Origin of the sequence: Ochrobactrum sp. P6BSIII (assembly GCF_014138065.1) — a bacterium.
Classification (GTDB): domain Bacteria; phylum Pseudomonadota; class Alphaproteobacteria; order Rhizobiales; family Rhizobiaceae; genus Brucella.
This window is the reverse complement of the sequence record NZ_JACGXB010000005.1, coordinates 253,311-275,735: the sequence shown is the minus strand read 5'-3', so window position 1 is coordinate 275,735 and position 22,425 is coordinate 253,311. Positions and strand designations below refer to the sequence as shown.

Genomic DNA, 22,425 nt, shown 5'->3' with positions numbered 1-22,425 from the left:
CAGAAAATGCGCGCGGTGGCGGGCTTTAATTTGCCTTCAGTAGTTCGCGCGCGATAATGAGTTTCTGCACTTCCGTTGCGCCCTCATAGATGCGAAGTGCGCGGATCTCGCGATAAAGCCGCTCGACGATTTCGCCGCTTTTCACACCGCGACCGCCAAACATCTGCACGGCCTTGTCGATGGTTTGCTGGGCGTTTTCCGTCGCCACCATCTTGGCCATTGCGGCTTCCTTGGTCGTGTTCAGCTTCTGAACGTCGCGCCGCCATGCTGCGCGATAGGTCAGAAGCGCAGCGGCATCGATATCGGTCGCCATGTCTCCAAGCGTGGCCTGCGTCAGCTGCAAGTCGGCCAATGCGCCGCCGAACATCGGACGCGACCGTGCATGGGACAGCGCCTCGCTGGCTGCACGGCGCGCAAAGCCAAGTGCTGCTGCCGCAACCGATGCGCGGAAAATATCGAGCGTGCGCATGGCGATCTTGAAGCCTTCGCCCGGCGCGCCGAGGCGACGCGAGGCCGGGATGCGGCAATTGTCGAAGCGGATCGTGGCCAGCGGATGCGGCGCGATCACATCGATGCGTTCTGCAATGGAAAAGCCGGGATCGGTAGCGAAAACCACAAAGGCCGAAATGCCCCGCGTGCCGGGCGCTTCACCCGTGCGGGCAAAGACGGTGTAGACATCGGCGATGCCGCCATTGGAAATCCAGGTCTTTTCACCGTCGAGCACATAGTCAGCGCCGTCGGCTCTGGCGGCGCAGCTCATCGCGGCCACATCGGACCCCGCCAGTTTTTCCGAAAGGGCAAAAGCCGAAATCCATTCGCCGCTTGCCACTTTCGGCAGCACGGCCTGCTTGAGTTCGTCCGACGCGGTCAGGCTGATCGCGCCGGTGCCGAGGCCCTGCATGGCAAAAGCGAAATCGGCCAGACCGTCATGATAGGCCAGTGTCTCGCGGGCAATGCACAGCTTGCGGGAATCGATCCCTTCGCCGCCCGTCAGGCTGACCGCCGCTTCCAGCAGCCCGGCTTGGCCCAGCGCTTTCACCAAAGCGCGGCAGGCATTGTCAGTATCGCTGTGATCGACATCGGCCAGCGCCGTGCTCGCTGCAAAGGCATCGAGCTTCGCGGCCCAGTCGGTGTGGTTTTTGTCAAAAAACGGCCAGTCGAGATGCTCCCGCGCGAGCGGTTTTGCTGCGGAACTATCCATCGTCAGTTCCCCTCGAAAACGGGCTTCTGCTTGGCTGCGAAAGCCTCGAAGGCGCGACGGAAATCCTGCGTCGCCATGCAAATGGCCTGGGCTTGTGCTTCCGATTCCACCAGCTCTTCAATGCCCATTGCCCATTCCTGATTGAGCATGGTTTTGGTCATGCCATGCGCGAACCATGGGCCATCGGCGATGTTGCGCGCCAGCGCTTCGGCCTTGCCGAGCAGATCGCCCTGCGGATGCAGCGCATTGAAGAAGCCCCAGCGCTCGCCTTCGTCAGCGCTCATGAAACGGCCGGTATAAAGCAGTTCCGATGCGCGGCCCTGACCGATCAGTCGCGGGAGAATACCGCAGGCACCCATATCGGCGCCTGCGAGACCGACGCGGGTGAAGAGGAAGGCCGTTTTCGCTTCCGGTGTTGCGATGCGCAAATCCGAGGCCATGGCCAGAATAGCGCCTGCGCCTGCGCAAATGCCGTCAACGGCGGCAATGATCTGCTGCGGGCATTTACGCATGGCCTTGACGACATCGCCAGTCATGCGCGTGAAAGCCAGAAGGTCAGGCATCGCCATCTTGGTCAGCGGTTCGATGATCTCGAACACATCGCCGCCCGACGAGAAGTTTCCGCCAGCGCCGGTCAGCACGATGGTGCGCACGTCGGAGGCATAGACGAGATTGCGAAACAGGTCGCGAAGCTCGGCATAGCTTTCGAATGTCAGCGGATTTTTGCGGTCCGGGCGGTTCAGGGTCAGCGTTGCAACGCGCCCGTCTTCGCTGGTCTGCCACAGAAAATGCTCGGCCTGATAATCCTTGAAAGGCTTCAGATTACTCGCCATCGAAATTGTGCCGTCGTTCATCCTGCCATTACCTCCCCACCGGCGATTGCTATCGCCTGTCCAGTTATCGATTGCGCGCCGGGCGATGTGAGCCACAGCACGGTTTCAGCCACTTCCTCCGGCTGTATCAGGCGTCCCTGCGGGTTCGCCTTGACGAATTCTGCCAGAACATCGTCCTCCGACCGCCCGGTCTTCGCGACAATGGCCTGGATCGAACGAGCGATAATCGGCGTATCGGTAAAGCCCGGGCACACGGCATTGACCGTCACGCCCTTACGGGCCAGTTCCAGCGCCAGTGCTCTGGTCAACCCGACGACCCCATGCTTTGCAGCGCAATAGGCCGAGACATAGGAATAACCGCTCAGGCCCGCCGTCGACGCGATATTGATGATGCGTCCGCCCTTGCCGCCCGCCTTGATGTCATCAAGGGTCGCCTGCGTCACATTGAAGACGCCGGTCAGATCGACGTCGAGAACGCGGCTCCACATGTCGAGACTGGTTTTCTCGAAAGGTGCGCTCGGCGCTTCCCCGGCATTATTAACAAGAATGCTGACAGGCCCGAATGCGGCGCGCGCGCCGTTCAGGCCGGTCTCAATGGCTTCGCGGTTTGTCACATCGAAACCATCGGCAATGAAGCATCGCTGCCAGTCCAACAGGGCGGCAGTTGCTTCCAGCGGCTCGCGGCGGCGGCCCGCCAGGGTCACATTCGCCCCGGCGCGCGCTAGACCGACCGCGATAGCGGCGCCGATGCCGCTACCGGCACCGGTAACCAGCGCATGTTTGCCGGAAAGGGCAAGGTCAACTGCCGGATCGTTCATCGCAATCTCTCCGTTATCTCACCGGCTCTATTTCGCGCCTTGCGGTGCTGCGGCTGCGCGGGCGAGATTGGCTTCATACTGATACTTGCTGGAGCGATATTGCTTCGGCCACGCGATGGAGTTGATGCCGATCTTTGCCGCTTCATGCAGCGCCCATGCCGGATCGGCAAGATGCGGGCGTGCCACAGCACAGAGATCGGCGCGTCCAGCGGCGATGATCGAATTCGCATGATCAGCTTCCGAAATCGCACCGACGGCAATCGTCGGAATGTGGATTTCGTTGCGGATCTTGTCGGAGAACGGGGTCTGGAACAGACGGCCATAAACCGGCTTTTCTTCCTTCCAGACCTGACCCGACGAACAGTCGATCAGATCGGCGCCTGCGGCTTTGAACATATCCGCGAAGATGGCTGCATCTTCCGGTGTGTTGCCGCCTTCAAACCAGTCGTGGCAGGAAAGACGAACCGAGATCGGCTTATCCTGCGGCCAGACTTCGCGGACTGCGTGGAAGACTTCCAGCGGATAGCGCGCACGGTTTTCATAACTGCCGCCATATTCGTCCTCGCGCCGGTTGGTGAGCGGCGACAGGAAGCTCGACAGAAGATAGCCATGGGCACAGTGCAGTTCGAGCCAATCGACGCCAGCTTCCGCCGCACGTTTGGTGGCGGCGACGAAATCCGCTTTCACCCGATCCATGTCGGCGCGGTCCATCGCCTTCGGCGTCTGGCTGTGCTTGAGGTAGGGGAGGGCGGAGGCAGACAGCAGCGGCCACGCGCCGTCGTCCAGCGGCTGGTCAATGCCTTCCCATGCAAGCTTGGTCGCGCCTTTGCGTCCGGCATGGCCGATCTGCATGGCAACCTTGGCATTGCTGTTGCCGTGCACGAAATCGACAACGCGCTTCCAGCCTTCGGCCTGTGCATCGTTCCAGATGCCGAGACAGCCGGGGGTGATCCGCGCATCGGGTGACACGCAGGTCATTTCGGCGAAGACCAGTCCCGCGCCGCCCATGGCGCGGCTGCCCAGATGCACCATATGGAAATCGTCGATCAGGCCATCGGTTGCGGAATACATGGCCATTGGCGACACGACGATGCGGTTTGGCAGCGTCACGCCGCGCAGCGTGTAGGGCGTAAACATTGGCGGCAGGCAACGCTCGTCTTCCGTCACGTTCAGCCCCTGCTTGCGGGCAAACCAGCGCTCGTAGCCTTCGAGCCAGTTCTTGTCGCGCAGACGCAGATTTTCGTGGCTGATGCGCTGCGAACGCGTCAGCATGGAATACATGAACTGTTCCGGCTCCAGCGTGTCGGCATAACGTTGGCCGACGACCTCGAACCATTCCATGGCGTTGCGCGCAGCGTTCTGAATGCGTGCAACATCGACCCGGCGGATCTCCTCATAGGCATGCAGCACTTCAGGAATGCCTTCCTTGCCGTGACCGAGCTTCTGGAACTGGTTGGCCAGTTCAATCGCGTCGTCGATGGCAAGTTTGGTGCCCGATCCGATGGCGAAATGCGCGGTATGGGCTGCGTCACCCATCAAAACCACATGGGAATTGCCGTTGAAGTGGCTCCATTTTCCGCAGATCAGGCGGTTGAAGTTCAGCCAGGCCGAGCCGCGCATATGGCGCGCATTGGTCATCAGCGGTACGCCTTCCAGCGTTTCCGCAAAAAGCTTTTCGCAGAAATCGATGGAGGCAGTCTGGTCCATCTGGTCCAGCCCGTGCGCCAGATAGGCTTCCTCGGTGGTTTCGATGATGAAGGTCGAGGTCTTGTCGTCGAACTTGTAGATATGCGCCTGGAACCAGCCGTGGTCGGTCTTGCGGAAATCGAAGGTAAAGGCGTCGAACAGCTTTTCCGTGCCAAGCCAGATATAGCGATTGGGCCGCACGATCAGATCGGGTTCGAACACGTCCTCATAGCGATTGCGAATGCGGGAGTTCAGGCCGTCCGAAGCGATAATGAGATCGGCATCGGGGAAATCGAGATCGCTTTCCACGTCGGTTTCAAACTGAAGCTTCACGCCCAGCGCTTCGCAGCGCAGCTGAAGAATGTTGAGCAGGCGCTTGCGGCCGATGCCGACAAAACCATGACCGCTGGTGCGCTGGCGCGTGCCCTTGAACAGCACCTCGATATCGTCCCAGTGATTGAAGGCATCCTGAATTTCGGCTGCACTTTCCGGGTCCCAGACCTTCATGGATTCCATGGTGGCGTCGGAAAACACCACCCCCCAGCCGAAGGTGTCATAGGGGCGGTTCCGCTCCACAACCGTAATGTCATGCTCAGGATGAAGCTTCTTCATCAGAAGGCCGAAATAAAGGCCGGCCGGACCTCCTCCAATACACACGATACGCATGTTGAGTTCCCTTTCCGATTTGCTGCCGAGCGATATTCGCCGAACGGAGCCGGTTAATTATTTTAAGCTTAAAATATAATTGGGGGTTCTCGCACGTCAAGCGAAAAAATCGTGGCCATTCTCACATTCCGTCATGGAGCGCGGAAAACGCTTCAAACAGAAATATGCAAATGCAATAATTATAATCGTTCTGAAAAGCGCTATTGACACAGTTTAGAATTAGAAAATATGCTGATGCAAATGAATTGATATTCCGGCAAACGGAAAAGGGGAATTGTCATGGCGGAGCGCTCATTCGCCCGTGAAGTCGAGGATCTGAAGCTCGGCGAAGGCGATATTTTCAGCGGTGAAGGCATTCTCGCCATCACCAAGGCGCTGCTGCAATCGGGCGTTTCCTATGTCGGCGGCTATCAGGGTTCGCCGATTTCCCACCTCATGGACGTTCTCGCCGATGCGAAGGACGTGATGGAAGATCTGGGCGTTCATTTCGAATCGTCCGCATCGGAAGCTGCGGCTGCGGCCATGCTTTCCGCTTCCGTGATGTATCCGGTGCGCGGTGCGGTCACCTGGAAATCGACGGCTGGCACCAATGTCGCCTCCGACGCCCTGTCCAATCTCGCTTCCGGCGGTGTAACCGGCGGCGCGCTGGTCATCATCGGTGAGGATTACGGTGAAGGCTCCTCCATCATGCAGGAGCGCAGCCATGCCTATGCGATGAAATCGCAAATGTGGCTTTTGACGCCACGGCCCAATCTGCCTTCGATCGTGGAAGCCGTTGAAAAAGGCTTTGAATTGTCCGAAGCCTCCAACACGCCGGTCATGTTGCAGGTTGGCATTCGCAGCTGCCATGTGCATGGTCAGTTTGTTGCGAAGGATAACAAGCGGCCTGCCCACACGCTGGCCGAAGCGCTGGAAAATCCGAGGCGCGACGTGAACCGCATCGTCCTGCCGCCCGCGTCTTTCCTGCACGAGAAGGAAAAGCTGGAGAAGCGCTGGCCTGCTGCCGTCGAGTTTGTCAAAGCCAATCGTCTCAATGAATATTTCGGCCCTCAGGAGGGCGATGTCGGCATCATCCTGCAAGGCGGCCTTTACAACAGCGCTATGCGCGCCTTGCAGCAAATGGGACTGGCCGATGTTTACGGCGAAAGCCGGGTTCCTCTCTATGTGATGAATGTCGCCTATCCGATGATAGACGAGGAAGTCATAGACTTCGTTGCCGGCAAGAAAGCCGTGGTGATGCTGGAGGAGGGCGCGCCTGAATATATCGAGCAGGCGCTGCATACGCTGCTGCGCCGCCGCGATATCCAGACAAAACTGTCCGGCAAGGATGTGCTGCCGCTGGGCGGCGAATACACAACGCCTGTGCTTCTGAAGGGCCTGACGGCATTCTTCGATGCGCATGCGCCGCAATTGCTTGGCAACCGTCCGCCGCTGCCCGATCCATCGCCGGTTCTGGCCGATGAACGCGTCAAGGCGCTGGCCGAAGTGGTGCCGCCGCGCCCTGCCGGTTTCTGCACCGGTTGCCCGGAACGCCCGATCTTCGCCGCCATGAAGCTGGTGGAAAAGGAGCTGGGCGAGCATCACGTTTCAGCCGATATCGGCTGCCACCTGTTCTCCATTCTGCCGCCGTTCAATCTCGGTGGCACGACCATGGGTTACGGCCTTGGTCCGGCCTCGGCTTCCGCTTTCAATGTGCCTGCGGGTAAGCGCTCCATTTCGATGATGGGCGATGGTGGTTTCTGGCACAATGGTCTTGCCACTTCGGTCGGCAATGCCGTCTTCAACAAGCAGGATGGCGTCATCCTCGTGGTCGACAATTACTATTCGTCGGCGACGGGCGGTCAGGACGTAATGTCCTCCAGGGCGATCAATCCGCGTCGCAAGACCAACAATTCCATCGTCGATGCGGTCAAGGGAATTGGTGCAGGCTGGGTTCGCCAGATCGATCACACCTACGACGTTGCAAAGATGCGCGACACGCTGAAGGAAGCGCTGACGACGGAAGAAAAAGGCCCGAAGATCATTGTGGCGTCGTCGGAATGCATGCTCAACAAGCAGCGTCGTGTGAAGCCGCAGTTCGCCAAGGCGGTTAAAGACGGCAAGCGAATGGTCAAGCAGCGTTTCGGTGTCGATGAGGATGTGTGCACCGGCGATCACGCCTGTATTCGTCTGTCGGGCTGCCCTTCGCTTTCGGTGAAGCACACCGACGATCCGCTGAAGGACGATCCGGTCGCGGCTATCGATAATTCCTGCGTTGGTTGCGGCAATTGCGGCGAGGTTTCGGAAGCGGCGGTTCTGTGCCCGTCTTTCTATCGCGCCGATGTCATCCACAATCCGACGGGTTGGGACAAGTTCGTGCATCGTCTGCGCTCCGGCGTCATTGGCTGGCTGCAAAAGCGCCGCCGCGCATCGCGCATTGTCTTTGCGGATTGAGGAACAGGCTATGTCTACACTGAATGCATCGCCGTCCGCTCTTCTTTCGCAGGACAAACCGCTATCGATTGCCATTCTCGCCATGGGCGGGCAGGGCGGCGGCGTGCTGGCCGACTGGGTTGTGGCGCTGGCGGAAAATAATGGCTGGGTTGCGCAGACCACCTCCGTGCCCGGCGTGGCGCAGAGAACCGGCGCGACGATCTATTATCTTGAGCTGTTGCGGGCCCGTGAAGGGGCGCATCCGATCCTGTCGCTGATGCCGACACCCGGCGACGTCGATATCGTCATTGCGGCTGAACTGATGGAAGCGGGGCGCTCGGTGCTGCGCGGCCTCGTGACGCCGGACAAGACCTTGCTCATCACCTCCACCCATCGCTCTTTCGCGGTGGGCGAAAAGGAAAAGCCGGGTGACGGCATCGGCAATCCGGTGGTCGTTGAGGACGCGACAGCCTTTGCTGCGCGCAAAACCATCGCTTTTGATATGGAAGCGCTGGCAACGAAAAGCGGCAGCGTGGTGTCTTCGGCTTTGTTCGGCGCGCTTGCTGCTTCCGGTGCTTTGCCTTTCGACAAAGCCGCCTTTGAAACGACTATCAAGTCCGGCGGTAAAGGCATCGAGGCAAGTCTGAGAGCTTTTGAGGCCGCCTATCAGCGCGCACTTGGCGGCGCGAATGACAAGCTGGCGGCAACGCCCGCAAAGCGGCTGGATCCTCTGCCAGAGCGGGCCGAGCATCCAGCACTGGACGGGCTTATCAAGCGCATCCGCAATGAGTTTCCGGGCGAATGTCATCCGATGCTTTTCGCGGGCATCAAGAAACTGACCGAGTTTCAGGACCCGGCCTATGCCGATGAATATCTGAACCGTTGCGCCGCGATGCTCAAGGCCGATCTTGCCAATGGCGGCACGGCGCATGGCTTTGCCTTCACCGTACAGGCGGCGAAATATGTCGCTGTCGCCATGGCCTATGACGATGTGGTCCGGGTGGCCGATATCAAGGTGCGCGGCTCGCGGTTCGAGCGGGTGCGCAAGGAAATCGGCCTCAAGAAAGATCAGATCGCCTATACGACCGAGTATATGCATCCGCGCATGGAAGAAGTGTGCGGCACATTGCCGAGAGGTATCGGCGCCTGGATCGAAAATCGCCCGAAGCTCTTTGTATGGCTCGACAAGCGTGTCAGCAAGGGTCGCAGGGTGAATACGGGAACGCTGTTCTGGTTCACCGGGCTTTATGTCGTGTCGGGCCTGCGTCGTTTCCGGCGCGGCAGCCTGCGCCATCAGCGCGAGATGGAACATTGCGAGGCCTGGCTGGCACAGGCGCTGGCCGCCTTGCCCAAGAACTATGATCTCGCGGTTGAGGTTCTTGGCTGTCGCCGTCTGGTCAAGGGTTATTCCGATACGCATTCGCGTGGCCTGTCGAAATTCGACCGCGTCATGTCTGCCTTGCCCGCTCTAAGCGAGCGGGACGATGGCGCAGCCTGGCTGCGGCGTCTGCGACAAGCGGCCCTGCTGGATGAACAGGGCATTGCGCTCGATGGCGCGCTGAAAACAATCGCGACGCTCTGATCAAAGGGCGCGCCTCGCCAATTCAAAATAAAAGGGGAAAGCTATGTCTCAAGCCCAGAGCATAGACGCGCCGGCTATTGCCGGAAAGGAAATATCGGCAGGCAAAAGTCTGCTCGTCGTTGGCCTGTGCTGGCTTGCGATTTTCGCGGAAGGCTATGATGTCGGCGTTATCGGGGCCATTCTGCCCGCCTTGTCCGTCGATCCGGTCTGGCAGCTGACGCCGATCGAGCTTGGCGCCATCGGCAGCTATACGGTGATCGGCATGCTGATCGGCGGTATTCTGGCAGGCACGCTGAGTGAGCTTCATGGACGCAAGCCGCTGTTCGTCGCCTGCATCACCGTGTTTTCGCTGTGCATGATTGTCAGTGCCATGGCACCGACACCCTTCATCTTCGGATTGAGCCGGTTCATTTCGGGCATTGGTCTTGGCGGAATTATTCCGGTCGCCGCAGCGCTGACGGTTGAATATTCCCCGGTCAGGAAGAAGAGCTTCAATTACGGGCTCATGTATTCGGGTTATTCGATGGGATTGCTCGCCGCCGCGCTCTGCGGTCGCGGTTTTCTTGAAGCCCATGGCTGGCGCACCATCGTTTTGATTGGCGCGGTGCCGTTGCTGTTCGTTCCGATCTTCCTCGCATTCCTGCCGGAAAGCGTGGAATCGCTGGTCCAGCGCGGCAAGCATGATGCGGCGCGCAAGACGGCGCAGCGCATGGGCGTCGGTGTTCCGGCGGCGATTGTCCGCAAGCATGGCAAGGTTGGCTGGCGCACCGTTTTCGGTGAAATCTTCTCGCCGAAAAAGGCGTTCGAAACCGCCTGCTTCTGGATCGCGCTCTTCATGGGGCTGCTGCTGGTCTATGGTCTCGCGCAATGGCTGCCGCAGATCATGCGCAAGAACGGCTATGATCTCGGCAATAGCCTGCTGTTCCTTGCTGTTTTCAGCCTTAGCTCGGCAATCGGCGGTATCGTATTGGGCACATGGGCGGATCGCTTCGGCGTGCGCCGCACGGTAGCCTGTTCCTATGCGCTGGGTGCGCTCGGCATTGTGGCGCTTGCCTTCAAGGGCTCGCTGCTGATGAACTATGTGTTCGTTGCAATTGCCGGTTTCGGCACCGTATCGGCGTCGCTGGTGCTGACAGGTTTTCTGGCGCAGCGGCTTGATTCCTCAATCCGTTCTGCCGGAACCGGATGGGCGCTGAGCTTCTCCCGCATTGGCGCGCTGTCGGGCCCGCTTCTGGGTGGTTTGATCGCAAGCCTCAATGTCGGCCCGCAATGGAACTTCTACATCTTTGCCATCGTCGCCGCACTGGCAGCCGTGGCGACCGCGCTGATCCCGTCGCGCTCGACGGACTAGAGCGGTTCCGGTTAAAACGGAATCGTGGAACCGCTCTATCTATTTGTTTTTACGCATTATCCTACGCAAAACCGCTACGCACTTTTGCTGGAAATGCTCTAAGCAACAAAAAAGCCGATCCGCTTTCAAAAGCGGATCGGCCTATGATTCAGCATAATCTCAAAGTTCATTTTTACGGATATTGCGCAGCATTTTCTGCAAGGTGCCGACAAAGGCGCGGTGCTCGTCCTCATCAATGCCCTCAAACAACTGCAACAGCAGGTCATACATAGTCGGCCATGCTTCGTTGAAGATGTTGCGCCCTTCTTCAGTCATCGAAATATCGCGGATGCGCATGTCTTCGGCGCGCGCCTGACGGCGAATGTAACCCTGTTCTTCAAGCGAATCGAGCGTGCGGCTCATCGTCGATTGTTCGGTCACGGTAAACACCGCAAGCTCGTTGATCGTGGCCGAAGGGGTCACACTCAGGACGGCGAGCGTGCGCAGCTTGACCGTCGTGATCTGGCGGCCCTTCAGCCCATCCGCGAGGTTAGCGTTATAGCGCGCCATCAGGCGGTTCATCAGGTAGGGCGCAAAACTGTTCAGGCCGATCTCGCCCAGCGAACGCGCGGGATTCTCTTCCAGATGCTCGGAAGCCAGAACCGTACCTGAGAAGCGTTCCTCCATGAATTCCCTCGCTTTAGATCATGGTTGCAACAGTCATGCGCCCGATGCGGTTCGGCATCAGGCGCAACAAGGCGCTCTCATCGGTGTTAATATCGGTTGCGGAAAGAAGCCAGAGAAAAAGGCGGATGCGACCTGTCATTCGCATCCGCCACATCCGCAAAGGTCCTGGATTAGGAACGGGAGGCCTCGCCCGAAATGCCGTTACCGCTGGCGGCAATGGCGACCTTGTCGTCGTTCAGGCTGAAGCTCTCGCGGGTGACCACCAGAATGATGGCCAGAATGATCGCTTCCATGATGGCGAAGGTCAGGAAGGCGCTGACAAAAGACCCACCCGAAAACTTGATGACCACGCCCATGACCCAGGGTGAAATGAAGGTCGCAAGGATGGCGAAAATCTCGGCATAGCCAACCGCTGCCGTCGCCAGTTCTTCCGGATATTTTTCGCTCAGAAAGGCGAAGATCGCACCGCCGCCGAAAAGCGCTACGCCGCTCAAAAGCGCCATCAGGATAAGCCAGCCAAAGCCAAGCGGTACCGCCATGCCGAGGGTGAACATTGCCGCGACCAGAACGGCAAGCACGGTTCCGAATTTGATCATCCCCGTTTTGTTCAGGCGGTCGGCGGCGTAACCGCCGATGACGAGAAACACGACCTGCGACAGCCCCATCAAGGTGCCGATCAGGGCCGCGTCTTCCACCGGCAGCTGATGCACGGCAATATATCCGGGAATGACCCATGTCGCGGTTCCGGCAATGGCCATCGTGCAGGCCGAAATGCCGAGGCTGCCGACGATGATCCATTTCGAGCGGAAGATGCTGGCCAGCGATGCCGTGGAGGTCTGCTGTTTTTCCGGTTCCCAGCGAAAATCCTTAAAGCCGATATGGGCGGGATTGTTGCGGGTGAAGAGCAGCACGCCAGCCGCCGTCACCAGCGTACCGATGGCAAGAATGGCGAAGAAGGTGCGCCAGCCATAGGTGATGGAAAGCGGAATGCCAATCGCGAAGTCTAGCGTGATTGCAAGACTATAGGCCGCGAGGATCAAGCCGATCATGCTGCCGCGACGCTTCTGCGGGAACCAGCCGATGATGAGTTTCATATTGCCGAGGAAAATTGCCGCGTCGAAGAAACCGATGAACAGGCGCAGCGCAATCAGCTGGGCGTAGGTCTGGACATAGACTTGCGCCACCATGCCGATGGCGGTGCAGAACAGACCGATCAGCAGCAGCGACCGCGCATTCATGCGACGGCTCAATTGCGACCAGACAATCATGCCGAGACCATAGGTCAGCGCGAATATCCCCTGCGCCAGACCGGCCTGCGCGGAATCGAGCTGAAGTGTTTCCGAAATGAACGGTATCACTGCCGCAAAGGCGTACCAGTCGGCGGCGAGAAACATCTCGTATAACAGCGCCAGCGCCAGCATGCCCCATTGCCAGCGCTTTATTCTGGATTGATCGAAGTCCGATAGGCTTTCCCATTGCATGGTCTGGTTCCCCTTATTTTTACCTGCAACTTCATAATGCTCCCAAGCGGGAGCGTGCGGTGCCCAATGCTTGAAAACGGACCTCAGACCGTCGACAGGAAATCGCGCACAAGTGTCGCCGCCGCCGGCGTCTCTTCAAACAGCAGATGGCCGGTTGCGCCGAGCTTCTCCAGCCGTGCGCCGGCGATCCCGCGCTGCCATTCTTCGGCATATTGCGCGGGGATAACCCGGTCTTCCTCGCCCCAGAGGATCAGGGTCGGCATGTTCAGCCGGTGCAGCCAATGGCCAAGCTTTTGATTGCCGCGGCCGTCGGTTGCGTGGACCCGCGCCAGCGCACCCATTTCGCGTCCCAGTGCTGCATCGAACCGGTTGTCGGGCGCAGATGGGAAATAGCGGAGCGCGACCGCTGGATCGTGCGCCAGATGCGCAGGGATATCGGCAGGCGCGACCTGAAACAGATCGGGAAGAGGGATTGCCGGAAGGTCAAGACCGGCGGGTGCTGCCAGAAACAGCGCGGAGAGCCTGTCCGGCTGTCTGATCGCATATTCGGCGGCGATCCAGCCGCCCAGCGAAAAGCCGCCGAGGCTGAACTGGTCCAGCCCCAGCGTATCGAAGAAATCCATGTAATGGAGCACATAGTCGCCCATCTGCACGATATCGGCATCATCGTCGCTTTCACCAAAATTCGGATGAAACGGAATGATCAGCCGGTTTCGCGAAGCAATATCGGCGAGGCTGTCGAAGCCGGGAAATGTTCCGGTTCCATGCAGGAAGACGACATCCTTGCCTTCACCTTTCACGAGATAGGTGATGGTTTTGCCCCGGATTTCGACCGTGCGTTTTTCAAAACTGTTCGAGTAATTCAACATCTTTCCACCTTATGCCGCTGGCTTGGTGTGACTGGACCAATTGCTTTCTCATCTGGTCGACGGCGCTGTCGATCCGCGCTTCGAGGGCCGGAGGCAAAAGCCCGTCCGGTTCCAGTTCCGCCGAACAGGCATAAATGCCGGTTGCGACGGTTCCCGCTTCGAAAAAGCCGAAGAGCGGACGCAGATGATGCTCGACGACCAGCGCGTGACGATGCCCGCCGCCCACCGCGCACAGCACGGTCGGGCGACCGCGCAGCGCCAATGGATGCACGAGATCGAACACATGCTTGAAAAGGCCGGGATAGCTGCCCTGATAGACCGGGCAGCCGACGATCAAGGCATCGCAATGCTCGATCTCCGAAATGAGGCTTTCGGATTGCCGGTCGAGCGCCTTGCGATTGACGGTAAACAGGTTCGGCCCGGCATGCGACAGGTCCAGATGCGTGACCGACACATCGTCTTCCGCTTCCAGCCTTGCGGCAATCGCCTGGGTTAGCCGGTGAACTTTCGTCGGGCGATCACACCCGACGAAGCTGACAATATTTCTCGTCATGGCCGGTCTCAGTTTTCGCTGATGCCGAAAACGGTCCACCGTGCATCGGGGCCGGGCAGGCCGAGCAGACCCTTGCCGCATTCCTCGACGATCTGGTCGGCAAGCAGAATATGCTGGGTGCCGGAATGAATGTCGCGATAGAAACGCTGCATGGCCGTGTTGTGCAGCGATGCGCCGCGCGCCGCACGATGCGCAAATGTCGCCACATCGGAAACGATGTCGTGCATATAGCGCAGCGAGAGCTTTACCATCGTCATCTGGTCGAGGGTTGGAACACCGCCAGATGCGGTGGTCTGCGAGACATCTTCCCATGTTTCCATGGCAAGCGCCCGCGCCGCCCGATAGCGGGCTTCGGCATTGGCAAACTGGAACCGCAGGCTGGCGCTATCCGCACTCTTGCCGAACGGGTCCTGCCGCTGGCGGATCACCTTGGCGAGTTCGTCGAGTATCCGGCGACCAACGCCGATGGCCCAGCTCGTATGGGTGAGGGCGCTGTAGCCCGCCAGTCCGAGATGGCCCTGCGACTGACCGCGTTTCGGTGCGGATTGCGTGAAACTATAGACCATGGAATCCGGTACGAAGAGGTCTTCATCGGTTGCAAGCGTATAGTCGAAGCTGCCGGTCGCGCGCAGGCCCAGCACATCCCAGTTGCCGAGCAGCTGGATCGTCGAGCGCGGGTGATGCGCGACGATGATCTGCGGTGCGCCAGTTTCGTCTTTCAGCAACGCCTTGCCGCTCGGGTCCTTGGGATCGAGCAGGAAACAGCCGGAATGAATCCATTCCGCGTGGAAGATGGAGCTTCCATAGGCCCAGTTGCCGCGGATCATGTAACCGCCATCGACCTTGCGGGCAAAGCCGCGTGGCACGCCGTTGCCTGCAATGGTGACATCGACGCCGTCCTTGAACACATTGGCAATCCCCTCGTCGTCGAGGTAGATCGCCATGGTCGTGCCTTCCATATTGTTGACCATGGTGCACCAGCCGGATGAGGCATGGGCATAGGAAAGCGCCGACATGATTTTCATGGCATCGATCGGGCGCAGTTCCGCGCCGCCGACTTCCTTCGGAAACAGCATCGTGTAGAAGCCGCCCTTGCGCATCGCATCCACGACGTCATCATGCATCCGCCCGAGTTGTTCCGCTTCTTCCGCCTTTTCTTCAATCAAAGGTAGAATGGCTTGCAGACGGTCGTTGAAGCCCTGAATGACTGCGGAATAGTTGTCGGCGGTGTGAGCCCGGTGCACGCTGGTATCCAAAACGGTTCCCCTTGATTTAGTCGTTGTAAGCGGGAATGATACGAACAAGAGCGGGAACAAACATTCCCCCCGAATGGGGGGCTTGGGAATTCGGGAGAGAGAATGCCCAGGGAAATACTATCGATAGACGAGCGGGTCTCTGCAGCACTTTCTGTTGCGGAGAGCCGTAATTATGACGATTTTACAATCGCTTGCGATTATTTTGCGGCGCATGTTCTGCGCGTGCGCTCGCTTGGGATTTATTTGCTGGAGAATAATCGTCCGCGCCTTTTTCACAGCATCAACACGCCCACCGGCTTTCTTCTCGAATATCAGAACGGGCTGGCGGATTCAGATCCGATGATTGCGGCAGTTGTGCAGAATGCCAGTGCGGTTGCGGGCTCGCGATTGCCCCAGAATGCAGCGGGCAATGTGCCGCTGATGCGAACGCTGCTCTATCGATGGAACTACAACGATAACTTGTGCTGTCCGGTTTATGTTGGCGGTAATATTCAGGCGCTGATTTATGCCGCCGGTTTCGAGATGCACGCAACACAGCTCGAAGAGCAGGTGTCACTGCTGTGCCGCTCGTCGGCGCTTGCCTTGCGCAATATTCAGGAAGGCCGTCCGGCGAAGACGCCCGGCGCCAATCTGACCAGTCTGCCGCCGCGTCTTTCAACCGTCGCCCGGTTGCTGGCTGCGGGCAATACCAACAAGCAGATCGCACGGCATCTGGAACTTTCGCCCCATACGGTGAAGGATTATGTCGACGATCTGATCAAGCGTTTCGGTGTGCATAACAGAACCGAAGTGGCCGTGATGATCAACCGCATGAGCGGCGGGACAAAAGCCGAGCCAGCGGGGTTTGCCCTGTCCGGACACGAGCGGCGCGGCCTTCCGATAGAACATTTCTGAAAACGCTTTCCGTCATAAGCGAAAAGCGTTTCGTTTTCTCGGCCTTACGGACAGAGAAATTTAACGGCGCGGCTTTCGGGATCGCACAGCGTGTCGATCACATTGCAATGATGCGTGCCGTCGATTTCCCAGGCGCTGGTCTCGGTCCCCAATCCGTACCAGATGTTTGCCAGCAACGCATTTTGCCGCCGGAATTCCATCAGTTCGTCACCGCCGACACAGCAATGCACGGCAATATCAGCGCGTGGGCGCTGTAGCATGGCGCTTTCTGCGACGGCTTCTTCCGCATCCATGTGGAAAATGTCGTTCATCGCGGTTTTGAGCAGCGGGCGCAAATCATGTAACCCGCTGATCGAAAGAACACGGCTGATCCGTTCCGCTGTTGCCGCCGCAATGGGTGCGTTCTCGCAAGCCATGCGGCTGACCAGATGGCCGCCTGCGGAATGGCCGGTCAGCGCAATGTCGCCGTCCACTTCCTGCGCCAGCCGGTCGACAAAGCGACCGATTTCCAGCGTGATGCCGGAAATCCGCGCTTCGGGGCACAGCGTATAGCTCGGCATGGCCACGCGATAACCGCGCGTGAGCGCTCCCTGCGCCAGATGCGACCAGAAGCTTTTGTCCAGCCCCTTCCAATAGCCGCCATGAACATAGACGAGCGTACCCTTGGCCGTGCTTTCCGGCAGGAAGAGATCGTAATGGTTGCGCGCACCCTCGGCATAAGCGATGTCAGGGATCAGGCGGCCCTGATCGCGCATTTTTGCGCGAAAGCCGGAGGCCAGTTCCGCCCAGCGGGGCGGATACGTGGCGGAATCGCTGATGGCTTTCATGTTGTCATAGGCGGTATCGAAATCTTGAAGCACTGAAGTCTCCTGCATGTTTCATGCGTGAAGCCGCGTCAGGCGCGGGCTTCGGTTGCCGCCTGCGCGCGCAGGGCGGATCGCTGCAATTTTCCGGATTCTGTCTTGGGCAGGCTGGAAACCCAGCATATCAGGCGCGGATATTTATAGGGTGCGAGTTCGCTTTTGACATGGCGTTGCAGTGTTTCCTGCAAGCTCGCATCGCCATTATAGCCCTCGTTCAGCACCACATAGGCTTTTACGATGCAGCCCCGTTCCTCATCCGGCGCTGCCACCACGCCGCATTCCGCCACAGCCGGATGCGCGAGCAGGCTGGCCTCGACCTCCGGTCCGGCAATATTGTATCCGGCGGAAACGATCATGTCGTCGTTGCGGGCCTGATACCAGAAGTAGCCGTCCTCATCCATGACATAGGTATCGCCGGTGATGTTCCAGCCGTTCTCGACATATTTGGTCTGGCGCGGATCGGCCAGATATTTGCAGCCGAGCGGCCCGCGAACGGCAAGGCGTCCGGGGGTGCCGGGCGCGCATTCCTGCCCGTTGTCATCGATGACGCGTGCTTCATAGCCGGGGATTGGCTTGCCGGTCGCGCCGGGACGAATGTCGTTTTCCGGCGCGGAAATGAAAATATGCAGCATTTCCGTTGCACCGATGCCGTCTGCCAGCGAAAGCCCGGTCGCGCGCTTCCACGCTTCGAAAGTGGGGAGCGGCAAGGCTTCACCGGCTGAAACGCATTTGCGCAGTGAAGACAGATCATATTGATCAATTTTCGAAAGCATGGCGCGATAGGCCGTCGGCGCGGTAAAACAGACAGTCGGCTTATATTCGCCGATGGCGAGCGCCAGATCATGGGGCGCGGTCTTTGCCGGAAGTGCTGTCGAAGCACCAATCCTGAATGGAAAGAGAACCAGTCCGCCAAGACCGAATGTGAAAGCCAGCGGCGGCGAGCCGATGAAGATATCGTCTTCCGTCGCGTCCAATATGTGGTGCGCATAGCAGTCGCAGATGATCAGCAGGTCGCGGTGAAAATGGATCGTCGCTTTCGGCAAGCCCGTGGTGCCGGATGTGAAGCCGAGCAGGCAGGGATCATCCGCCCGCGTTGCCACTGCATCGAAAGCGCTGGATGCATCGGCCAGCAATGCGCCAAGTTCACCGCCCGCATTGTCCTCCCAGGTCACCAGTGTCTTGACGAAGCTGGTCTGCGCCACGGCATTTTGCATTTCGCCGATCAGCGCGTGATCGCAAAAGGCGATGCTGATCTCGGCCTTGTCGATGATCTGGACCAGCTCCCGGGCGCGCAAAAGCGGCATGGTCGCCACGACGACACCACCTGCCTTGATGATCGCCAGATAAAGCGCAATCTTGGTCGGGTTATTGCCCGAGCGGATCATGACGCGGTTGCCGGTTTTCATGCCGAGCTTGTCGGTCAGCACATTGGCGATCTTGTTGATCATGGCGGCAAGATCGCGATAGGTCCAGCGCACGCCCGGCGCCTGCAAGGCGATGCGGTCGCCTTTGCCGTTTGCCAGATGCGCATCCACCAGTTCATAGGTCGCGTTCAGCTGTTCCGGGTAGCCGAGTTCGTCGAGGTTGATGATATCCGGTAGAAGTTCCGCAGCCGGGAGATTATCCAGAACGAATGTGTCCACATGAGCGCTGGGGTGCATGCTCTTCTCCTGTCAATGCCAGTTTACGTTCGGCTGCTAGAGCGGCATCAGTGGAGGCTGAACCGTTGTAGCCGTTCTAACTATTTGTTTTTACGGACATTTTGTCCGAAAGGCGCATCGCCTGTTTCGGGATGTTCTCCCGGTCAAACGTGCAAGTAACGTTCCTTTATGTCCGGGGTGTTCAACAGCGCGGCGTTGTCACCGCTCCACACCACACGACCTTTTTCGATAACCACGTGACGGTCTGCAAAGCGCGCCAGCGCATCGACATTCTTGTCGATGACGAGGATCGCTTCGCCCTCATCCTTGATGTTGCGCAGGCAGGACCAGATCTCTTCGCGCATCAGCGGCGACAATCCTTCCGTCGCCTCGTCCAGCACGACCATTTTCGGATTGGTCATCAGGGCGCGGCCAACGGCCAGCATCTGCTGCTCACCGCCGGAAAGCTGGTTGCCCATATTGCGCCGCCGTTCTTTCAGGCGCGGGAACATCCGGTAGATGCTCTCCAGCGTCCATTTGGACGAGCGGGCATCCGAGCGCCGGGTGGCCAACAGGTTTTCCTCAACGCTGAGCGTTGGAAATATCTGCCGCCCTTCCGGCACCAGCCCCAGCCCCTCGCGTGCAATCGCATGGGGCGGCTTGCCGGTAACATCCTGGCCATTGACGAAAACCTTGCCGCCCTTCGGTGGCAGCAAGCCGAAGATCGACTTGATGGTTGTGGTTTTGCCCATGCCGTTTCTGCCGAGGATCGTAACGACCTCTCCCGCTCCGACTTCAAAGTCGATGCCGAACAGAATGCGGGACTGGCCATAGGCGTTCTGGAGCCCTTCGACTTTCAGCATTATGCGGCCTCCTCTTCACCGAGATAGGCGGCGCGCACGTCCGGATCGGAGCGCACGGCGTCGGGTGTTCCGGATGCGATCACGCGCCCGTAGACAAGCACACTCACCTGATCAGCCAGCGAGAAAACGGCATCCATGTCATGCTCGATCAGAACCAGCGTATGGGTCTGGCGCAGTGAGCGCATCAACTCGACCAGCACCACGGATTCCTCGTGGCTGGTGCCAGCCAGTGGCTCGTCGAGCAACAGCATCTGCGCTTCGGTGGCGAGCGCGATGGCAATCTCAAGCTGGCGCTTTTCGCCATGAGAAAGCGCTCCGGCCCGGCGATGGGCGCGGTCGTCCAGCCGCACGCGGGCGAGTGCTGCCATGGCTTGCTCGTTGATCCCGGCTTCCTTGCTTGCCGCCTGAAAGAAGCGGAAGCTTGAGCCTGATCGCGCCTGAACGGCCAGCGCAACATTTTCCAGCACGCTGAAGCCCTCCAGAACCGAGGTGATCTGGAACGAGCGCGCAAGCCCCAGATGAACACGATCGGGCATGGCGAGACTGGAAATATCGCGGCCATTGAAAATCACCGAGCCACGGTCGCTTTTCAGATTGCCCGAAAGCTGGTGGATCAATGTGGTCTTGCCTGCGCCGTTCGGGCCGATCAGCGCGTAAATTTCGCCGCGTTTGACGGTGAGATTGACACCGTCCGTGACCTTGAGCGCGCCAAAGCTTTTGTGCAGGTCATGGACCTGAAGAAGTTCATCCGACATCGGAACCTCCACGCAGCTTGCGGATCAGTCCGCCAATACCGTCGCGGCTGAACAGCACGACGAGAACGAGGAAAAGGCCGAGGCCGAGTTTCCAGTGCTCGGAAAAGTGAGCCAGTACTTCTTCCAGCACGATGAAGGCCGTTGCGCCGAGGACCGGGCCGATCAGCGTGCCCATGCCGCCCAGCACGACCATGACGATCAGTTCGCCGGAGCGCTGCCAGCTCATGAAGGCAGGTGAAACGAACTGGATCTGGTTGGCCAGCAGAACACCTGCAATGGCCGCCGCCACACCGGCGATGACATAGGCGGTGAGCTGAAACGAGAAGGGCGAGAAGCCGATGGCGCGCATACGCACCGGATTATCCCGCGTTCCGCGCAGCACGCGACCGAACCTTGAATGCACCAGCATGCGGAAGGTGAGAAACGCCCCGACAAGCAGCGCCAGCACGAAATAGAATAGCACCAGATTGCCGGAAAGCAGCGTGTTGCCGAACAGCGTGGAACGCGACGACAGCGTCATTCCATCATCGCCGCCAAAGGCCGACAGGGACACCATGAAGAAGAAGGCCATCTGACCAAAGGCCAGCGTGATCATGATGAAATAGACGCCGCTGGTTCTCAGCGAAATATAGCCTGTGACGAAGGCGAAGATCGCTGCGGCGACAACAGCCGCGACCAGCTGAAGGATAAGATCATCGATGCCATAGCTGGACAGGATGCCGACCGCATAAGCGCCGATCCCGATATAGGCCGCATGACCAAACGAGACGAGCGCGCCGTAACCCATGATGAAGTTGAGCGAAAGCGCTGCCAGCGCAAAGATCATGATGCGGGTGACGATCACCAGAAGAAAGCTGTCGCCGAGAGCGGACGCAAGAAGCGGAACGATTGCAAAGGCGGCGAAGACCAGCCACGGGCCTGCATCCAGCAAAGGCGATGGTCGGTTTTTGACCTTTTCCGGCATAGCGGTATCGCGGGTGCTGTTATGGGTAATCTCGCTCATCGCGTTCCTCCCTGTGCCGGGAAGAGACCGGTCGGGCGGAAATAGAGCACGGCTGCCATCAGAATATAGGTGAGCATCGGCACCAGCGTGCGGCCCATCTGGGAAGCGGCGGCCGGATCGAGCAGATTGCGGAGCAGCATAGGCCCGAAGGTGCGGCCGAGCGTATCGACGAGGCCGACAGCGATGGCCGCAACAAAAGCGCCGCGCACCGAACCGACGCCGCCGATCACGATGACGACGAAGGTGAGGATCAGGATGGAATCGCCCATGCCCGGATCGACCGAGAGGATGGGGGAGACCATGCCGCCAGCAAAACCGGCAAGCATTGCGCCAAGTCCGAAGACCACCATGAACAGGCGACGGATATTGATGCCGAGCGCCGAGACCATATCGCCATTGGTTGCTCCGGCGCGCAGCAGCATGCCGATGCGCGTGTGATTGACAAGGACATAGAGACCTGCCGCCGTGAGAAGGCCAGCCGCAATGATCAGCAGGCGATAGACGGGATAGCGCAGGTTTCCAAAAAGCTGGATGGAGCCAGACAGGGATTCGGGCATCGGCACGCTGAGCGGCGCTGCGCCCCAGATGATCTTCACCAGTTCATTCACGATCAGGATCAGGCCGAAAGTCGCCAGAACCTGATCGAGATGGCTGCGTTCGTATAATCGTCGAAAGACCAGCACTTCCAGCACGATGCCGATGACAAGCGTGACGGGAAGGGCGATCAGGATGCCGTAGAAGAAACTGCCGGTCATGGCAGTGAAGGTCGCGGTCAGATAGGCGCCGACCATATAAAGAACGCCATGCGCCAGATTGATGAGGTCCATGACGCCGAAGATCAGCGTCAGCCCGGCGGCGACGAGAAAGAGCAAAATGCCAAACTGAATCCCGTTAAGGGACTGCAGCAGAAAAAGATTGAGCATGGGGGATGTCCGGAACTCGTTGTACTGAAGCCCGGTTCACGCCAGACGGGCTGGCGTGAACTGTTTCAGACTTGGAAATTGAGAAGACTGGGCTCATCGGAGCGCCCTTC

The 22,425-nt window shown here is 59.1% G+C and carries 20 protein-coding genes; 4 read left to right on the top strand and 16 right to left on the bottom strand.

Annotated features, from left to right (window positions below; genetic code table 11):
* Positions 1 to 25: 25 nt before the first annotated feature.
* The 4 genes from FHW00_RS09420 to FHW00_RS09405 are packed head-to-tail and all read right to left on the bottom strand — an operon-like array spanning position 26 to position 5,204.
* Positions 26 to 1,201: an acyl-CoA dehydrogenase family protein gene (locus FHW00_RS09420; protein WP_078338191.1), complete on the bottom strand. Its 1,176-nt coding sequence runs from the start codon at positions 1,199 to 1,201 to the stop codon at positions 26 to 28.
* Between the two features lie 2 nt (positions 1,202 to 1,203).
* Positions 1,204 to 2,055: an enoyl-CoA hydratase family protein gene (locus FHW00_RS09415; protein WP_078338192.1), complete on the bottom strand. Its 852-nt coding sequence runs from the start codon at positions 2,053 to 2,055 to the stop codon at positions 1,204 to 1,206.
* Positions 2,052 to 2,852 (bottom strand): SDR family NAD(P)-dependent oxidoreductase, encoded by an 801-nt coding sequence (locus FHW00_RS09410; RefSeq protein WP_078338193.1) that lies wholly within the window; start codon positions 2,850 to 2,852, stop codon positions 2,052 to 2,054. Before FHW00_RS09410 ends, FHW00_RS09415 begins: the two co-directional genes overlap by 4 nt.
* A 27-nt stretch (positions 2,853 to 2,879) precedes the next feature.
* Entirely contained in the window at positions 2,880 to 5,204 is a 2,325-nt protein-coding gene (locus tag FHW00_RS09405; protein ID WP_078338194.1) for a bifunctional salicylyl-CoA 5-hydroxylase/oxidoreductase, read from the bottom strand.
* 279 nt (positions 5,205 to 5,483) lie between these two features.
* On the opposite strand from FHW00_RS09405, the gene FHW00_RS09400 reads away from it, so the two are divergent.
* From FHW00_RS09400 to FHW00_RS09390, 3 genes are read left to right on the top strand one after another with little or no spacing between them, the layout of a single operon-like run.
* Complete coding sequence (locus FHW00_RS09400; RefSeq protein WP_078338195.1) at positions 5,484 to 7,637, top strand: indolepyruvate ferredoxin oxidoreductase subunit alpha; 2,154 nt, start codon at positions 5,484 to 5,486, stop codon at positions 7,635 to 7,637.
* A gap of 10 nt (positions 7,638 to 7,647) precedes the next feature.
* The gene (locus tag FHW00_RS09395; protein WP_078338196.1) at positions 7,648 to 9,198 is read left to right on the top strand and encodes an indolepyruvate oxidoreductase subunit beta family protein; all 1,551 of its coding nucleotides are present in this window, start codon (positions 7,648 to 7,650) and stop codon (positions 9,196 to 9,198) included.
* Positions 9,199 to 9,241: 43 nt separating this feature from the next.
* Positions 9,242 to 10,549 carry an MFS transporter gene (locus tag FHW00_RS09390; RefSeq protein ID WP_078338197.1) on the top strand — a complete coding sequence of 436 codons (1,308 nt, stop codon included), beginning with the start codon at positions 9,242 to 9,244 and terminating at the stop codon, positions 10,547 to 10,549.
* A 159-nt stretch (positions 10,550 to 10,708) separates the two neighbouring features.
* Here FHW00_RS09390 and FHW00_RS09385 read toward each other — a convergent pair whose 3' ends face one another.
* From FHW00_RS09385 to FHW00_RS09365, 6 genes are all read right to left on the bottom strand, one after another.
* Positions 10,709 to 11,215 (bottom strand): MarR family winged helix-turn-helix transcriptional regulator, encoded by a 507-nt coding sequence (locus FHW00_RS09385; RefSeq protein WP_078338198.1) that lies wholly within the window; start codon positions 11,213 to 11,215, stop codon positions 10,709 to 10,711.
* A gap of 13 nt (positions 11,216 to 11,228) precedes the next feature.
* Positions 11,229 to 11,354 carry a hypothetical protein gene (locus FHW00_RS24525; protein WP_280993381.1) on the bottom strand — a complete coding sequence of 42 codons (126 nt, stop codon included), beginning with the start codon at positions 11,352 to 11,354 and terminating at the stop codon, positions 11,229 to 11,231.
* A gap of 31 nt (positions 11,355 to 11,385) precedes the next feature.
* Positions 11,386 to 12,696: an MFS transporter gene (locus tag FHW00_RS09380; protein WP_078338199.1), complete on the bottom strand. Its 1,311-nt coding sequence runs from the start codon at positions 12,694 to 12,696 to the stop codon at positions 11,386 to 11,388.
* A gap of 83 nt (positions 12,697 to 12,779) precedes the next feature.
* On the bottom strand, positions 12,780 to 13,565 hold the full coding sequence (locus FHW00_RS09375; RefSeq protein WP_078338200.1) for an alpha/beta fold hydrolase: 786 nt from the start codon (positions 13,563 to 13,565) through the stop codon (positions 12,780 to 12,782).
* A complete protein-coding gene (locus FHW00_RS09370) occupies positions 13,540 to 14,118 on the bottom strand; it encodes an NAD(P)H-dependent oxidoreductase (protein WP_078338201.1) in 579 nt (192 codons plus the stop codon). Before FHW00_RS09370 ends, FHW00_RS09375 begins: the two co-directional genes overlap by 26 nt.
* 8 nt (positions 14,119 to 14,126) lie before the next feature.
* Entirely contained in the window at positions 14,127 to 15,362 is a 1,236-nt protein-coding gene (locus FHW00_RS09365) for an acyl-CoA dehydrogenase family protein (RefSeq protein ID WP_445557905.1), read from the bottom strand.
* A 114-nt stretch (positions 15,363 to 15,476) separates the two neighbouring features.
* Here FHW00_RS09365 and FHW00_RS09360 point away from each other — a divergent pair, with 114 nt between their 5' ends.
* Entirely contained in the window at positions 15,477 to 16,268 is a 792-nt protein-coding gene (locus FHW00_RS09360) for a LuxR C-terminal-related transcriptional regulator (RefSeq protein ID WP_210276490.1), read from the top strand.
* 44 nt (positions 16,269 to 16,312) lie between these two features.
* Here the strand turns inward: FHW00_RS09360 and FHW00_RS09355 are convergent, their stop codons facing one another.
* The 6 genes from FHW00_RS09355 to FHW00_RS09330 form a co-directional block, all read right to left on the bottom strand.
* Positions 16,313 to 17,128 (bottom strand): alpha/beta hydrolase, encoded by an 816-nt coding sequence (locus FHW00_RS09355; protein WP_078338203.1) that lies wholly within the window; start codon positions 17,126 to 17,128, stop codon positions 16,313 to 16,315.
* 35 nt (positions 17,129 to 17,163) lie between these two features.
* Positions 17,164 to 18,792, bottom strand: coding sequence for a benzoate-CoA ligase family protein (locus FHW00_RS09350; protein WP_078338204.1), 1,629 nt, complete (start codon positions 18,790 to 18,792; stop codon positions 17,164 to 17,166).
* Positions 18,793 to 18,935: 143 nt separating this feature from the next.
* On the bottom strand, positions 18,936 to 19,634 hold the full coding sequence (locus FHW00_RS09345) for an ABC transporter ATP-binding protein (RefSeq protein ID WP_078338205.1): 699 nt from the start codon (positions 19,632 to 19,634) through the stop codon (positions 18,936 to 18,938).
* Positions 19,634 to 20,389 (bottom strand): ABC transporter ATP-binding protein, encoded by a 756-nt coding sequence (locus FHW00_RS09340; protein WP_078338206.1) that lies wholly within the window; start codon positions 20,387 to 20,389, stop codon positions 19,634 to 19,636. The genes FHW00_RS09345 and FHW00_RS09340 overlap by 1 nt, the downstream gene beginning before the upstream one ends.
* Positions 20,379 to 21,392, bottom strand: coding sequence for a branched-chain amino acid ABC transporter permease (locus tag FHW00_RS09335; RefSeq protein ID WP_078338207.1), 1,014 nt, complete (start codon positions 21,390 to 21,392; stop codon positions 20,379 to 20,381). The genes FHW00_RS09340 and FHW00_RS09335 overlap by 11 nt, the downstream gene beginning before the upstream one ends.
* On the bottom strand, positions 21,389 to 22,315 hold the full coding sequence (locus tag FHW00_RS09330) for a branched-chain amino acid ABC transporter permease (RefSeq protein ID WP_078338208.1): 927 nt from the start codon (positions 22,313 to 22,315) through the stop codon (positions 21,389 to 21,391). The genes FHW00_RS09335 and FHW00_RS09330 overlap by 4 nt, the downstream gene beginning before the upstream one ends.
* Positions 22,316 to 22,425 lie beyond the last annotated feature (110 nt).